The organism is Nonomuraea sp. NPDC050310, from assembly GCF_040655795.1.
GTDB lineage: Bacteria > Actinomycetota > Actinomycetes > Streptosporangiales > Streptosporangiaceae > Nonomuraea.
The window spans coordinates 18,731-33,405 of sequence record NZ_JBFAKP010000017.1 but is presented as its reverse complement, the minus strand read 5'-3'; the positions used below and the strand labels follow the sequence as shown (position 1 = coordinate 33,405).

Sequence of the window (14,675 nt, the reverse complement as noted above, 5' to 3'; positions counted from 1 at the left end):
AGCCCTCAGGCTTCCCTGATCAGGCCCGGATCGGTGAGGTCCGGGTCCTCGTCCGCCTCGGCCTGCGGCTCCTGCAGCGGCCGCCCGCTGAGCGGCTCGCGCAGGTTGCGGTTCTTCTGCGGCTCCCGCTTCTCCTTGGAGTCGCGCAGTTGCCGGATGATGTCGTGCCGTACGTCCATCAGCCCGTCGTGCAGGTCGCGGTCGCGCGAGGTGGCGACCAGCTTGGGCCAGCCGGCGATCTCCAGCTCCAGCGTGACCTGCTGGTCGGCGCTGTCGCGGTCCTTGACGCTCAGGTCGAGGACCACCTTCTCCTCGGCGAAGCGCCGCAGGTGCGCCTCCATCGGCTGGAGCAGGCCGACGATCTTCTCGCGCTCGGCGTCCTTGAAGCCGGTGCCGAGCCGCAGTCGTTGTTCGATCATGAATTACCCCCCGGCGACCACCCTAGCCAAACAGGTGGTGGAACGCGGGCCAGGGGTGCATGAGGAAGTCGTGATGGCTGATGTTCCAGGCGTAGGCCCCGGCCATCGCGAAGACCACCACGTCCCCGGTGCGCACCGAGGCCGGGACGCGCCGGGCGAAGACGTCCTTGGGCGTGCAGAGCTGCCCGACCAGCGTCACCGGCTCCTCCGGCCCGTCCGGGCGGTCGCGGCCGGGAAGCACGGTGAAGGGCTGGTCGTGACCCTTGGTCACCGGCGTGCGCAGGTGGTGGGTTCCGCCCTGGAGGATGGCGTACAGCTCGCCGCGGGTGCGCTTCACGTCGAGCACGCGGGTCACGTAGTAGCCGCAGTAGGCGGTCAGCGCCCGGCCCGGCTCCACGCGCAGGGTCTGGCCTGGCCGCCGCAGGGCCGCCAGCCCGGCGCCGTAGGCCGCCCAGTCGAAGCGGCTGTCCGGCGCGGCGTAGTCGACCGCCATGCCGCCGCCCAGGTTGACCTCCTTCGGATGCTGCCCGGCCAGCTCCGCGGCCAGGCCGAGCAACTGGGGAGCCTCCAGCCCGCTGGCCAGGTGCGCGTGGACGCCGCGGAACCGGACCTGGCCGGCGAAGAGCGGCCGGCACTCGGCCACCGCGTCGGCGTCCATGCCGAACGGGCCGCTCATGGCCAGCGCCGCGCCGGCCACCTCCAGGTCGAGGTTGAGCCGCAGCAGCACCTCGGCGGGCCGGCCGAGCCCCAGCAGCCGGCGCAGCTCAGCGGGCGACTCCACGTGCACCCGGTGCGCGCCGGCGGCCAGGCGCAGCTCCTCGTCGGTCTTGCCCGGCCCGCCCAGGGCCAGCCGGGCGTCGGGGAACAACCCGCGCACGTGGGCGAACTCGCCGCCGGAGGAGACCTCGAACCCGTCCACGTGCGGGCGCAGCACCCGCAGCAGCTCGGGGTCGGGGTTGGCCTTGACCGCGTAGTACAGCTCGGTCTCGCCCATCGCCTGCCGTACGGCTGCCGCGTGCTCGTCGAGCGCGGCCAGGTCGTAGAGGTAGGCCGGGAAGGCGGTCAGCCGCTCGGCCGCCTCCCGCACGCGGCCGGGGATCAGGCTCATGCGAACGGGTTCGCGATCGGGACGTACCCGGCGTGCCGGTCGGCGTCGCGGGCCCAGCGGACGGACAGGTTGGCCTTGGCCGGCAGCGGCGACCCGGCCAGCAGGTCCGACAGCGGCAGCGGCCGGCCGACCCGGTCGGCGTACCCGGCGAGCACGTCCCGCGCCACCCGCCACAGCCCGCGCAGCGCCGCCTCGTCGGCGGCGAGGGCGGCGGCGATCTCGGTCAGGTGGTTGACCACCAGGCAGTACACCACCCGCGCCCATCCGCGCTCGGCGTCGTAGCTGAGCGCGGCGGCCACCCTGGGGTCGAGCCCGGTCAGGTCGTGCCGGCCGCCCACCAGCTTGGTGCCCTCCAGGTCGCGGAAGATCGCCTCGCGCGGCCCGCCGGGCCCGATCCCGACCAGCACGTTCTGCAGGTGGGCCTCCAGCACGACCCCGTGCCGGAAGTAGGCGTCGAGGACGGGCAGGGCGACCGCGCTGACGTAGGCCGACCACCAGCCGGCCGGGTCGGCGGTGCGGATCGGCCCGGCGGCCAGCGCCCCGGCGAGCACCGGCGTGGCGTCGCTGACCGCCCACGGGCTCTGCCGCACGATCACGCCGAGCCCTTCGAGCAGCCGCGTCCCGAGCGCCGCCGAGCGGTAGCCGGGCTCGGCCAGCCAGCGCGTGCCGGGGAAGGTCTCGGCCAGCGCGGCGAAGACCGGCCGCAGCCGGGAGGTCAGCTCGACCGCCCCGGCCAGCTCGTACCAGGCGTTCTTCCGCACGCAGTTGGTGATCCGCACGTCCAGGCTGAACTTCAGGCAGACCTCGCCCACCGGGTCGTAGACCGTGCGCACCGAGGAGGTGGGGCTGACCGGCCACGAGCTCTCGCCCAGGTCGACCAGGCGCTCGTCGAAGCCCACGCCGAGCAGGTCGAGCTGCCACGGGTGCGCGGGCAGCAGCGCGTAGCCCTCCGGCGCCCGTCCCAGCACGTCCAGGGCGCTCGCGTCGCCCTCCTCGACCAGCACGTCGCGCCGCACGCCCAGCAGCCGCAGCGGGAACTCCGCGTGCGCCTCCGGCGCGTAACGCAGCCAGCCGTCGCCGCCGCGGGCCTTGGGGCTCGGGTGGAAGGGGTGGCCGTAGACCAGCGCCTGCTCCGAGGCCAGCCACGGGTCGGCGGGAGCCGCCGCCGTCGCCCGCGAGCGCAGGATCTCCGCCATCGCCTCCCGGCTGGCGGCCACCTGCCGGGCGAACTCCGGGTTGCCGCCCGGCAGTTCCGCCTCCACCAGCCGCACCAGCTCGTCGGAGGTCAGGGGCCGCCAGGTCCCGCTCTCCAGGCGCTCGGGCGCGCCCTCGAAGCGCAGCGCCGCCCCGCCGTACGCCCGTGCGCGCAGCAGCGTCCCGCCCACCCGCAGCAGCAGGTACGGCGGAGCGGGCCAGACCAGCCCGCGCACCCCGGCGACCTCGCGCACGCAGCACCTCAGCAGCGCGGCGAGGCTCGCCTCCTCGGCGAGGGCCGCCGTCGGGTCAAGGACCAGGCTTTCCACGTTCACGTACTCCTCGGAGGTAGTTGGGACCGCTGGTGCCGTAGAACTTGTTCACGTCGCGCGCGCCGGTGCGTTCCTTGGCGACGAGGGTCCCGGCGATGACCATGGACTTGCCGGTGAGCCGGTCGGCCTCCAGGGTGCGGGCGCGCAGGATCCTCGCCATGGGGTCGTCGCCGTGCTCGGCGAGCGCGGCGGCGAGGGTGTCGCGCAGCAGGCCGGCGGCCCGCTCGTGGGGGAGGGCGGCGAAGGCCACCGCGGCGGCGGCCAGGTGCAGGGTGATGGTGACGAAGACGTCGGCCAGGGCGTGCGGGTCGTCGGTGCTGAGCCGCTCGTCGAGGAAGTCCGGCGGGGTGAGCCCGGCGGCCTTGAGCCGCGCGGGGCTGACCAGGAGGCCGTCGTTGTCCTTGATCAGCAGCCCGCGGCCCCGGATCAGGGCGAGGTTCTGCTGGTGGGCCTCCAGCGCGACGCCGTAGCGCACGAAGAGCCGGACGTTCCAGCGCAGCAAAAGATCCAGGTAGCCGGCCAGCTCGTCCTCGGTGAGCCCGGCGTGCGGGAAGGCGGCCACCGGGACGATCTCCCCCTCGGGCAGCCGCCGCACCAGCCAGGCGAGGTACTCGTGCCCGGCGTGCGCGTAGGTCTGCTCGTCGGCCACGTGCACGCCCGGCTCGGCCAGCTCCTCCAGCAGCCGCTGGGCCAGCGCGCCGTCGTGCAGCGTGCCGGGCTTGATCGAGCGGCGGTTGCGCAGGCCGAGCGTGCTGGTGGCCAGGGGGAGCTTCAGGTGCGTGCGGGCGTCCACCTCGACCGTGCGCATCGACAGCGTCGGCCGCACGGTCAGGAACGGCTCGGGGGCCAGGACGACGCCCTCGATCCGCCGCACCTGGTCCACCGAGAGCGGATGCACCGGGAAGAGGCTGTGCCCGGCCAGCTCCGGCAGGCCGACCCGGGCGAAACCGGGGAAGAACGCCGGGCGCGGGTGCTCGCCGGGCACCGCCGCCCAGCGCAGCTCGAAGGACGGGGCGAACTCGGGCGCGTAGGCCAGCAGGTCGGCCGCGCTCAGCCCGCTGCGGGCCCGCGAGGTGGGGTAGATCGGGTGGTCGGCCAAGGCGGCGAGGGTCTCGTACTCGATCAGCGAGCGGCCGCGCACCCGGCCGAGGATCTCCTCACGGCGTTCGTCCACCAGGGCCTGGGCCATCGCCGCCTCCGCGCACTCGCGCCGGAAGGCGGCCACCCCGGCGGCGTCGGCCGGATCGGCCACCGACTCCAGCGTGGCCAGCACCTCCTCCAGGCCGACCTGCTCGCCGGGGGCGACCACGAAGTCCTGGAACACCCGGCCCGGCGCCAGCCGTACCGTCCGGCCGCCGGGCAGCGCGAGCGTCACGCCAGCCTTCGTCCGCGACACCCGGCCGCCCAGGCCGCCGTAGTTCTCGCGCAGGAGGGCGTTGAGCACCCGCGTGGCGATCACGACAGCACCCAGGGCCGCGCCGCGCGGAAGGCGGTCACCGCGCGCTCCACCGCCTCCCGCGAGGGGCCGACCGCCCGGATGACGCCGAGGTAGTCACGGTTCGTATGCGTTTGGCGCACCATCTCACCGACACCCCGGATCGGACGATGCCAGAGCCGGACCTCGCCGTCCACCAGCTCCAGCTCGCCGGGCGCCGAGGTGATCGTGCCGGAGCGCTCGGCGACCACGCTGACCGCCGTGCCGTACCCCCGGGCGGCCGGCGGGACGGGCGCGGGCTCGCCCAGGTGCACCCGCAGGATCTGCTCGAACAGCGGCACGCCCAGGATCTCGGCCAGCAGGAAGTCGCAGTGGTCGCCGATGGCGCGGTAGTTGACCTCGATGATCCGCGGCCCGTCCGCCGTCAGCACGTACTCGGTGTGGCAGGCGCCGAAGCCCACGCCGAGCATCCGCAGCGCCCCCAGCACGTGCTCCCGCTCCGGCGGGTCCGCCCAGTCCAGGCGCTCCTCGACGAAGTACGGCAAGGCCCCCAGCGTGGTGCGGAAGCCGCCGAGCACCTGGATCCCGGTGGCGTCCCCCAGCGTCTCCAGCGTGTACAGCGGGCCCTCCAGGAACTCCTCCAGCACGACGGCCTCACCCGGCCGCCTGGCCCTGACCGCCTCGACGTCCGCCTCGCCCCCGGCCAGCACCACGTCCTCGCTGGCCACGCCCTCGCGGGGCTTGACCACCAGCGGGTACGGCAGGCCAGCGGGCACCGGCCGCCCGGGCGGGAGCCGCAGCGCGAAGACCTGTTCCAGCGGGGCGAGCCCGCGGCGCATGAGGTGCTTGTTCTTGGCCGCCAGGCAGGCCCGCCAGTCCTTGCCGGGCAGCCCGAAGTAGTCGGCGGCCAGCGCGGTCTCGGCCTGGAGGTGGTCGGAGTTGGAGAAGATCGCGTCGGGCCGCCCGAGCTCCGCCACGGTGTCGATCAGCGCCCGCGGGTCCTTGACGTCGCAGAGGACGGCGTCAGGGTGCTGCTCCGGCCGGTCGGTGAGGATCGTGACCTCGCAACCCAGCGCGCGGGCCGCGGGCAGGAAACCGTCGGTCACCGAGTCGGTCGGTTTGAGCGCGGTCAGGTAAAGCCGCAACGCAGGGCACCCCCGGGAAGATCAGGTAAGGCTAACCTAACTTCTTGATCCTAGCCTTCTGGAGATCAACTCGCGGCCTGTTCCGGTAACCCGGAGGTCATAGGATTTCATGAGTGGAGCAATTGATCGGGCCGCTCTTGCTGGCTCGCGGCACTGTCGACAGATCTTCGGCCCTGCGCACGGACGCGGCCTGGCTCGAACGGGCCTGGAACAACCCCGACACCCGGGTCCTGCTCATCGACGACGGCCACACGCTGGTGCGCCGGCAGGGCGAGGAGGTCCAGGCCGTCCTCTACACCACCGCGGAGGCGCCGCCCGGCGATCGCTACCTGCTCGGCGTCGAGGGGGAGACGGTCTACTTCGCGGTGGCCGCCGCGCTCACCCACGACGTGGAGGCCTCGCGCCGGGTGACCGTGCCACTGAGCCTGGCCGACGCCCCCGAGGGCGAGATCATCCCGGCCGGGCTCCGCCAGGTCGGCGGCCTGCTCGGCGACCGCGACGCCGGACTCCTGGTCTACGCGGTGGCCCTGGAGGCCTGGCACGCCACCCACCAGCACTGCCCGCGCTGCGGCGCCCGCACCGAGATCGAGCACGGTGGGCACGTGCGGCGCTGCCCGGTCGACGAGAGCCTCAACTTCCCGCGGGTCGACCCCGCGGTCATCATGCTGATCCGCGACGCCGACGACCGCTGTCTGCTCGCCCGCGGCCCGCAGTGGCCCGCCGGCCGGCTCTCGGTCCTGGCCGGCTTCGTGGAACCGGGGGAGTCGCTGGAGAACGCGGTGATCCGCGAGGTCGCCGAGGAGGTCGGCGTGCCGGTGATCAACCCGCGCTACCTCGGCAGCCAGCCCTGGCCCTTCCCGCGCAGCCTCATGCTCGGCTTCTTCGCCGACGCCGTCTCCACCGACCTGCTGCTCGACCAGGAGGAGATCGCCGAGGCCCGCTGGTTCACCCGCGACGAGCTGGCCGAAGCCCTCAAGGAGGGCGAGGTACGGCTGCCGCCGCCGGTCTCGATCGCGCGACGGCTGATCGAGACCTGGTACGGCGAGCATCTGGCCGGCGACTGGTGACCGGCCGGCCGGTCCGCAGGCTCAGGCCTGCTGCAGCAGCGCCTTGACCTCGATCACGCTCGGGTTGGTCCGGACGATCTTGCCCTTGGGCGTCTCGATCACGACGGTCGGAACGACCTGGTTGCCGTTGTTGACGCTCATCACGAACTCGGCCGCGCCGGGGTTGGCCTCGATGTCGATCTCCCGATAGTGGATGCCCTCCCGGCTGAGCTGCGACTTCAGCCGCTTGCAGGGACCACACCAGGTCGTGCTGTAGACCGTGAGCGCCATTTCAGGGGTTCCTTCCTTGTCAAAGGCGCTCACTGCAACAACCGGGGGGTCGTGCGTAATCCCGGGGACCCTAACCGATGCGCTCGAAGATCCACTTCTGGATGCGCTCGGCCACCCCGGGCGCCCGGTACACCGGCGCGCTGTGATCGGCGCCCGGCGTGGTGAACACCGTCATCGGCACCCCGACCTGCCCGAGCATGTTCTTCAGCAGCAGGCTGTGCCGCGGCGGCACGAACTCCTGCTCGCCGTGGACGGTCAGCATCGGCGCGTCACCCCGCGAGGCGTGCCACTGCGTCTCCATGCTGGCCCACACCCGCGCGCACTCCTTGGGCACGCAGCCGCCGGCCAGCTGGATCGCGGCCAGCCCCAGCTTGCGCGCGTTGACCTCGGCCGCGTTCTCGCCGTCGTTGTAGGCCAGCAACGGCGAGATCACCGGGGAGACGCCGACGACGCCCTTGAGCCCCGGCAGCAGCCCGTCGCCGAAGGTGCCGACGCTCGCCGCCAGATGGCCGCCCGCGGAGAAACCCATCACCACGTAGTTCTTGGCGTCGAAGGCCCAGCGGTCGGCGTGCTTGACCGCGGTCTCGATCGCGTCCAGCACGTCGGAGCGCTGCGCGGGCCAGGGGGCCTCGCCGGACAGGCGGTAGTTGACGTTGAAGACGGTGTAGCCCAGCTCGGCGTAGCTCCGCACGATCGAGTTGGTCATCGTCTTGTCGCCGGAGGACCACCAGCCGCCGTGGATGACGAAGATGCCGGGGCGCTTGACGCCGTCGGGGGTCCACCAGACGTCCATGGATTGGTGGTACTGCTTGCCGTACGAGAGGGTCTCTTTGGCGGTGCCGCCGACTCCGTGCGAGTCGGGGGTGGTCTGGACGGTCGGCTCCGGTGTCGGATCCTTCACAGCCGCCTGCGCGGCCGTCGGTGCGAGCACGACGAGAGCGAGCGCAGCTACGGAAACCGCGGTTCGCAAACGGGCCTTCCTTTCCCTCCGCCGCCGTGGCGATGGTCTTGCTGAGGTCCTTCCGCGCCCGATTCTGTCGGGGCGATGGCCTAGCTTTTTGGAGTCGGCGTGACTCTCCCTTGGCGCCTGGAATATTGCCAGGTTGGCAGAGTCCTTCGCCACCTGCTGGGAGGATGGACGAGTGGATGACGTTCTGGCCGGGCTCGACCCGGAACAGCGCGCCGTGGCCGAAGCCGTGCGCGGCCCGGTCTGCGTGCTCGCCGGAGCAGGCACGGGAAAGACGCGGGCCATCACCCACCGCATCGCCCACGCCGTGCGCAGCGGGGTCGTCGAGGCCTCCGGTGTGCTGGCTGTGACTTTCACCACTCGGGCCGCCGGCGAGCTCCGGCAGCGCCTTCGCGCCCTCGGCGCGCCCGGTGTCCAGGCCCGCACCTTCCACGCCGCGGCCCTGCGCCAGCTCACCTACTTCTGGCCCCGCGTCATCGGCGGCTCGGCGCCCTCGGTCATCGAGTCCAAGCTGCCGCTGCTGGTCGAGGCCGCCCGGCTGGTCCGGCGCACCCCCGACCGCGCCGAGCTGCGCGACCTGGCCTCCGAGATCGAGTGGGCCAAGGTCTGCCAGGTCGGCCCGGAGGACTACGTCGCCGCCGCGGGCAAGCACCACCGCAGCCCGCCGATCGAGGCCGAGCAGGTCGCCCGCCTCTACGAGGCCTACGAGCAGATCCGCCGCGAGCGGCACCTGGTCGACTTCGAGACCATCCTGGAGCTCACCGCCGCGGTGATGACCGAGCACCAGGAGGTCGCCACCCAGATCCGGCAGCAGTACCGCTACTTCGTCGTGGACGAGTACCAAGACGTCAACCCGCTGCAGAAGCTCCTGCTCGACACCTGGCTCGGCGGGCGCGACGACCTCTGCGTCGTCGGCGACCCCAACCAGACGATCTACTCCTTCACCGGGGCGAGCCCGCGCTACCTCACCAACTTCGCCGTCGAGCACCCGCGGGCCGCGGTCATCAAGCTCGTGCGCGACTACCGCTCCACCCCGCAGGTCGTCGGGCTGGCCAACCTGGTCCTGGCCAAGAGCCGCAGCCCGCACAAGCTCGAACTCCTCGCCCAGCGCCCCGACGGGCCCAAGCCGGTCTTCGCCGAGTATGACGACGAGCCCGCCGAGGCCATGGCCGTCGCCCAGGCGATCCGCCGCCTCATCGAGCGCGGCGTGCCCGCCCGCGAGATCGCCGTGCTCTTCCGCGTCAACGCCCAGTCGGAGAACTACGAGGAAGCCCTCGCCAAGGCCGACCTTCCCTACGTGCTGCGCGGCGCCGAGCGGTTCTTCGAGCGGCCCGAGGTGCGCCAGGCCGTCGTCCTGCTCCGCGGCGCCGCCCGCTCCGCCGACCCCGGCCAGTCGCTGGCCGCCGAGGTGCACTCCATCCTGTCCGGCATCGGCCTCACCGCCGAGCCGCCCAGCGGCGGCGGCAAGGCGCGGGAGAAGTGGGAGTCGCTCAAGGCCCTGGCCGACCTCGCCGAGGACCTCGCGGCCGAGGGCGGCGACCTGCCCGCCTTCGTCGCCGAACTCGAACGCCGGGCCGCCGAGCAGCACGCCCCGCCCGTCGAGGGCGTCACCCTGGCCTCCCTCCACGCCGCCAAGGGCCTGGAATGGGACGCCGTCTTCCTCGTCGGGCTCACCGACGGGATGATGCCCATCATCTACGCCGAGTCCCCCGAGCAGATCGAGGAGGAGCGGCGGCTGCTCTACGTCGGCGTCACCCGCGCCCGGGCGCACCTCCACCTGTCCTGGTCCCTCGCCCGCGCTCCCGGCGGACGGCGCAGCCGCAAGCCCTCCCGCTTCCTCGACGGCCTCACCGGGCGGCCCTCGACCGGGTCGTCGTCGCGCCCGTCCGGCTCCCGGGCCTCGTCCTCGGGCGGCTCGGCGTCCTCCTCCTCTCGCGAGCGCCGGGCGCCTGCCGGGCCCATCACCTGCCGGGTCTGCGCCAAGACCCTGTCCGGGGCGGCCGAGCAGAAGCTGGGGCGGTGCGCCACCTGCCCGTCCGACTACGACGAGGCCCTGCTGGCCGCGCTCAAGTCCTGGCGGGCCGCCGCCGCCAAGGAAGCCAAGATCCCGTCGTACGTCGTCTTCACCGACGTCACCCTCCAGGCCATCGCCGAACGGGTGCCCACGACGGAGCAGGAACTGCTCTCCATCGCCGGCATCGGCCGCGTCAAACTCGACAAGTACGGCGAAGCCGTCCTGTCCCTGTGCCGCGGCGAGTTTTCGCAGGCGCCCCCCGACCACTTCGACCTCTGACCGCCGGCCGGCGGTCCTGGGCGGGGAAATACCGGACCCCACGTCCAAGCGAGCCTTCCGAGGCGGCACACTGTTCGTGGTGATACATCAGAGTTTGGGGGCGGCGTGAACGAGGCGCTCAAGGAGCTGCTGGACCTGCTCGACCTGGAGCAGATCGAGCTGGACATCTTCCGTGGCAGGAGCCCGGAGGAGCGGATCCAGCGCGTGTTCGGCGGTCAGGTGGCGGCGCAGGCGCTCGTGGCCGCGGGCAGGACGGTCCCGGCGGACCGGTTCGTGCACTCGCTGCACGCCTACTTCATCCGGCCCGGAGACCCGTCGATCCCGATCGTCTACAACGTCGAACGGGTCCGTGACGGCCGGTCGTTCACCACGCGCCGCGTGGTCGCGATCCAGCACGGCAAGGCGATCTTCACCATGTCCGCCTCCTTCCACATCGCGGAGGAAGGCATCGAGCACCACGCCGCCGTCGCCCCGGGAGTGCCGAGCCCGGAGGAGCTGCCCACCTTCCAGGAGCGCATGCGCGAGGTCGTGGGCGACGACCCGACGTGGCAGAGCTGGCTGGAGCGTCCCCGCCCGGTGGACACCCGCTACGCCTCGCCGCTCACCTGGGAGGCGCACAAGGACCCGTCCCTGCGCAGCGCCGAGACGAACGTGTGGTTCCGCTTCGACGCCGAACTGCCCGACGACCCGCTGCTGCACGTGGTGCTGGCCGCCTACGCCTCCGACTTCACCCTCGTCGACACCGTCCTGCTGGCCAACGGGCTGGCCTGGGGCGCGTCCAACGTGATGGGCGCCTCCCTGGACCACGCGATGTGGTTCCACCGCCCGTTCAGGGCCGACGAGTGGTTGCTCTATGCTCAGGAGTCCCCCTGGTCGGGGGGCGCACGCGGCTTGGCGCGCGGGCAGATGTTCACTGAAGCCGGAGACCTGGTGGTGTCCGTGGTTCAGGAAGCGATGATCCGCACGACGAAGTCGTAAAATCGCAGGTAGAAAATATGTTGCCCCTTCCCGGCTTCCCGGTTTAGGGTCATGGTCAAGCGAGTCGGACACTCCTGTCCGACGATCCATGAGTGGAGGTGAGTCCTGGTGATGATCAGCATGAAGCACGTGATGGCCACACAGTGGCTCGCTTCCGCATGCCGTCACTCGGGCCCGGTTCTCGCCGATGGCCCGGCACGCCTGCAGCGGGAGAAGTCTGTCTTCTCCCTGCCCGCCAGCTTCGGAGTCCCGGCCGCCGCCGGCGCTCCGGTGTACGAGCCGACCCAGCAGATCGCCAACAAGGGTGGACTGCGTGGTCCGCATCCCTGGAGGGATAGACCGGTCATAACCTGACCGGCTATCAACCAGCCTCCAGGCCGCGGATCCGCAGACAGGATCCGCGGCCTCTTTGTTTTTCCGCAGACCCCCACCGCCCACGAGGTAGCCCAACCAAAACCATCAGTACGACCCAAGGAGAAACCATGGGGGCGCAGCCGATCATGGACCTGATCGACGAAGCCAAGATCCCGTGCCGTACCGACCCCGACCTCTGGTTCGCCGAGTCGCCGGACGACGTCGAGTTCGCCAAGGCCCTGTGCGGTAGCTGCCCGATCCGGGAGGCCTGCCTGGCCCGCGCGCTGGAGCGCGAGGAGCCGTGGGGCGTCTGGGGCGGCGAGCTCATCCTCCGCGGAACCGTCGTTCCGCGTAAGCGGCCCCGCGGACGTCCGCGGAAGCACCCGGTCGCTGCCTGACCCTCGCACCCCGCGAGCCTGCTGTACCACCGAGAACTTCGAGCAAGAGAGAAGCCATCCGATGACCCTTCACACCGCCCACGGTCTCGAACTGCCGCATCTGTCCCAAGAGCTGGTCAGAGACCGAATACAGAACCTCCACCGGGAGGCGGAGGAGCAGCGGCTGATCGCCCGCCTGGAGCGCGTCCGGCGCGCCCGTCGCGACCTGCGCCGGGCAACCGAACGGCTGCACCGCGCCCTCACCTTCTGAGCCGCTTTCCCGGGCTCACCCACCCCGAGCCGCTTTCCCCGGCTCACCCACCCTGAGCCGCCCTAGCGGGGCTCACCCACCCTGAGCCGCCTAGGGGGCTCGCCCACCTCGAGCCGCCTTGCGTGGCTCACCCACCCTGAGCCGCTTGGCTGGGCTGACCCACCCTGAGCCTCCCCAGGCTCAGGATGGGCGAGCCCTCTCCCAAGGCTCACCCCGCCCCTTGGCCAGGGGCTCGTCCGCCCCTGGCCCCCTTAACGCTGCCTTTTTCTGGAGATTTCCACCATGTCTTTCCCGTATCCCGAGCTCGTCTCCGAACGAATGCACACCATGCACCGTGAGGCCGCCGAGCAACGCCTGCTCAACCGAGTACGCCGTGTGGAGCGTGCCCGCCGCGACCTACGCCGCGCCGCAGACCGCCTCCACCGCGCCCTCACCCACCAGCTCTGACCTCCCCCGCCTCCCGCGGCAGGTCGAACCAATACGCCGAAGGCCGGACGTGTCCCCAAGACACCTCCGGCCTTCGGCGTCTCATCCACCCGCCCGAGCGCCGACCCCTGCCCACTTCCCACTCCCGCCCCTGAGCGGCCCCCAAGGCACCCGAACGCTGAACATGTCCCGCCACACCTGCCACTCCCGCCCTTAAGCGGCCCCCAAGACGCCCGAGCGCTGAGCGTGTCCCGCCGCACCTGCCACTCCCGCCCTTGAGTGGCCCCCAAGACGCCCGAACGCTAAGCGTGTCCCCGCGACACCTGCCACCTTGAGCATCTCCCCACCTGCCCGAATGCGGGGACGTGTAGGCCAAACCCGGCCCAAGGCGCCCCACAACCCGCCCCGCCCATAACCCTTCCCATACGCAGCCCGCTGGAGCCCCAATGCAGCCACCCGACCACCCCCAAGCCACGACCACACCCCACACCCGCGCAACCACCGCAGCCCTGGCAACCGCCACCTCCCTGGGCCTACAAGCCGAAGAGGCCGTCCTCCTCCAAGCCTCGAACAGACTCACCCTCCGCCTGCTCCCCTGCGACACCGTGGCCCGCGTAACCCCCGCATCACACCCACCCACCCCCTACGAACTCGACCTCGCCCTAGAACTGGCCAAGGCCGGCTCCCCAGCCGCCGCCCCCGACCCCCGAGTCACCCCCCAGACCTACGAACACGACGACTTCCTGATCACCCTCTGGACCTACCACCCACCGACCCCACCCCCAGCCCCCTCCCCATCGGCCTACGCCAGAGCCCTCAAGCACCTGCACACCGGCATGCGCCAAATCACCCTCCCCACCCCCCACTTCCTGGACCGAGTCGCCACGGCCCAAGACCTCCTCTCAAACCCCACCCACACGCCAGCCCTCCCCACCGCCGACCGCACCCTCCTCCTTGACACCCTGCGCACCCTGTCCGACCTGATCGTCTCCCGCGGCGCCCCCGAACAACTGCTCCACGGCGAACCCCACCCCGGCAACCTCCTCTCCACCAGCGGGGGATTGCTCTTCATCGACTTCGAGACCTGCTGCCGCGGCCCCATCGAATTCGACCTCGCCCACACCCCCGAGCAGGTCGCCCCTTACTACCCGGACATCGACCCAGTCCTGCTGCAGTACTGCCGGCTCCTCGTCCTCGCCATGATCACCACCTGGCGCTGGGACCGAGACGACCACCTCCCCAACGGCACCCACCTACGCACCACCTGGCTCACCCAACTCCGCCAGGAGCTCACCCACGCCAACCTCCCCCTCTAACCACCCCCGCCCGAACCGGAAACCTTGTCACTCCGAGGCGGCGGGCGTCCGCCCCTCACCAGTACGGCGGGCACCCGCCCCTCAGCCAGTGCAGCTAGCAGCGGGCCTCATCCAGCAGGGGCTCCCCGCCGAGCCGCGGTGCCAGCCCTCCCTCACCCAGTGCGGCTAGCAGTGCCTCATCCAGCAGAGGCTCCCTGCCGAGCCGCGCTGACAGCCCCCTCCCAGAACCGCACTGCCTCCGCACGGATCGACCCCTGATCGGGCCGTGCTGATGAGCCAACCCCAAGGCCATCGCGGAGGCCAACCGCGAGGCCAGGCCACACCGGTGGCCAAGAGCCAGGTCGGTGACGAGGCCAGACCAGCGAGGGTTCAATGGACGGCCAGTGGGCCAGCCGGGGGCCGAGGTGGACGGCGAGCGCGGGCGGAGCCCACCGGGCGGGCCTAGCGCGGGGCGAGCCAGGCTGCGGGCGTGCAGGGCTGGTGGCGTGCAGGGCTGGGCGATCCGGCCGTGGACGAGTCGTGTGCGGGCGAGCCGTGTGCGAGCAGGCTTAACGCAGGGCCAGCCAGGCCAGGGGTAAGCCAGGCTGGGGCGTGCTGGGCCAGGACGAGCCGGGCCAAGGGCAAGTGGTGTACGGACGAGCCGTGTGCGGGCGGTCACCAGGTTGGCGGCACGAGCGGGTGCGCTGGCGAAGGGCCAGCCAGGAGCGAGTCGGGGATGAATGG

At 71.9% G+C, this 14,675-nt stretch carries 14 protein-coding genes; 7 read left to right on the top strand and 7 right to left on the bottom strand.

Annotated elements, in window-relative coordinates:
- Positions 1–5: 5 nt before the first annotated feature.
- The 5 genes from AB0I67_RS30820 to AB0I67_RS30800 are packed head-to-tail and all read right to left on the bottom strand — an operon-like array spanning position 6 to position 5,633.
- Positions 6–419, bottom strand: coding sequence for a hypothetical protein (locus AB0I67_RS30820; protein ID WP_357930494.1), 414 nt, complete (start codon positions 417–419; stop codon positions 6–8).
- A gap of 22 nt (positions 420–441) precedes the next feature.
- Entirely contained in the window at positions 442–1,527 is a 1,086-nt protein-coding gene (locus AB0I67_RS30815) for an alanine racemase (RefSeq protein ID WP_357930492.1), read from the bottom strand.
- A complete protein-coding gene (locus AB0I67_RS30810; protein ID WP_357930489.1) occupies positions 1,524–3,056 on the bottom strand; it encodes an IucA/IucC family protein in 1,533 nt (510 codons plus the stop codon). The genes AB0I67_RS30815 and AB0I67_RS30810 overlap by 4 nt, the downstream gene beginning before the upstream one ends.
- The gene (locus AB0I67_RS30805; protein ID WP_357930486.1) at positions 3,031–4,512 is read right to left on the bottom strand and encodes an IucA/IucC family protein; all 1,482 of its coding nucleotides are present in this window, start codon (positions 4,510–4,512) and stop codon (positions 3,031–3,033) included. Before AB0I67_RS30805 ends, AB0I67_RS30810 begins: the two co-directional genes overlap by 26 nt.
- The gene (locus tag AB0I67_RS30800) at positions 4,509–5,633 is read right to left on the bottom strand and encodes a siderophore biosynthesis protein (RefSeq protein ID WP_357930483.1); all 1,125 of its coding nucleotides are present in this window, start codon (positions 5,631–5,633) and stop codon (positions 4,509–4,511) included. Before AB0I67_RS30800 ends, AB0I67_RS30805 begins: the two co-directional genes overlap by 4 nt.
- Before the next feature lie 113 nt (positions 5,634–5,746).
- On the opposite strand from AB0I67_RS30800, the gene nudC reads away from it, so the two are divergent.
- The gene (gene nudC, locus AB0I67_RS30795) at positions 5,747–6,700 is read left to right on the top strand and encodes an NAD(+) diphosphatase (RefSeq protein WP_357930481.1); all 954 of its coding nucleotides are present in this window, start codon (positions 5,747–5,749) and stop codon (positions 6,698–6,700) included.
- 21 nt (positions 6,701–6,721) lie between these two features.
- Here nudC and AB0I67_RS30790 read toward each other — a convergent pair whose 3' ends face one another.
- The gene (locus tag AB0I67_RS30790) at positions 6,722–6,970 is read right to left on the bottom strand and encodes a glutaredoxin domain-containing protein (RefSeq protein WP_357930478.1); all 249 of its coding nucleotides are present in this window, start codon (positions 6,968–6,970) and stop codon (positions 6,722–6,724) included.
- 70 nt (positions 6,971–7,040) lie between these two features.
- The gene (locus AB0I67_RS30785) at positions 7,041–7,901 is read right to left on the bottom strand and encodes an alpha/beta hydrolase (protein WP_357930475.1); all 861 of its coding nucleotides are present in this window, start codon (positions 7,899–7,901) and stop codon (positions 7,041–7,043) included.
- 211 nt (positions 7,902–8,112) lie between these two features.
- Here AB0I67_RS30785 and AB0I67_RS30780 point away from each other — a divergent pair, with 211 nt between their 5' ends.
- The 6 genes from AB0I67_RS30780 (at position 8,113) to AB0I67_RS30755 (ending at position 13,952) form a co-directional block, all read left to right on the top strand.
- Entirely contained in the window at positions 8,113–10,230 is a 2,118-nt protein-coding gene (locus AB0I67_RS30780) for an ATP-dependent DNA helicase UvrD2 (RefSeq protein ID WP_357930472.1), read from the top strand.
- Between the two features lie 105 nt (positions 10,231–10,335).
- Positions 10,336–11,208, top strand: coding sequence for an acyl-CoA thioesterase II (locus AB0I67_RS30775; protein WP_357930469.1), 873 nt, complete (start codon positions 10,336–10,338; stop codon positions 11,206–11,208).
- A gap of 482 nt (positions 11,209–11,690) precedes the next feature.
- Complete coding sequence (locus AB0I67_RS30770; RefSeq protein ID WP_357930467.1) at positions 11,691–11,960, top strand: WhiB family transcriptional regulator; 270 nt, start codon at positions 11,691–11,693, stop codon at positions 11,958–11,960.
- Between the two features lie 61 nt (positions 11,961–12,021).
- Positions 12,022–12,210: a hypothetical protein gene (locus tag AB0I67_RS30765; RefSeq protein ID WP_357930464.1), complete on the top strand. Its 189-nt coding sequence runs from the start codon at positions 12,022–12,024 to the stop codon at positions 12,208–12,210.
- Between the two features lie 282 nt (positions 12,211–12,492).
- Entirely contained in the window at positions 12,493–12,657 is a 165-nt protein-coding gene (locus AB0I67_RS30760) for a hypothetical protein (protein WP_357930461.1), read from the top strand.
- Positions 12,658–13,241: 584 nt separating this feature from the next.
- A complete protein-coding gene (locus AB0I67_RS30755) occupies positions 13,242–13,952 on the top strand; it encodes a phosphotransferase (protein ID WP_357930459.1) in 711 nt (236 codons plus the stop codon).
- Positions 13,953–14,675 lie beyond the last annotated feature (723 nt).

Coding starts and splice junctions, on each gene's coding strand:
- AB0I67_RS30820 (WP_357930494.1), bottom strand. CDS start 419: ATGATCGAACAACGACTGCGGCTCGGCACCGGCTTCAAGGACGCCGAG.
- AB0I67_RS30815 (WP_357930492.1), bottom strand. CDS start 1,527: ATGAGCCTGATCCCCGGCCGCGTGCGGGAGGCGGCCGAGCGGCTGACC.
- AB0I67_RS30790 (WP_357930478.1), bottom strand. CDS start 6,970: ATGGCGCTCACGGTCTACAGCACGACCTGGTGTGGTCCCTGCAAGCGG.
- AB0I67_RS30770 (WP_357930467.1), top strand. CDS start 11,691: ATGGGGGCGCAGCCGATCATGGACCTGATCGACGAAGCCAAGATCCCG.
- AB0I67_RS30765 (WP_357930464.1), top strand. CDS start 12,022: ATGACCCTTCACACCGCCCACGGTCTCGAACTGCCGCATCTGTCCCAA.
- AB0I67_RS30760 (WP_357930461.1), top strand. CDS start 12,493: ATGTCTTTCCCGTATCCCGAGCTCGTCTCCGAACGAATGCACACCATG.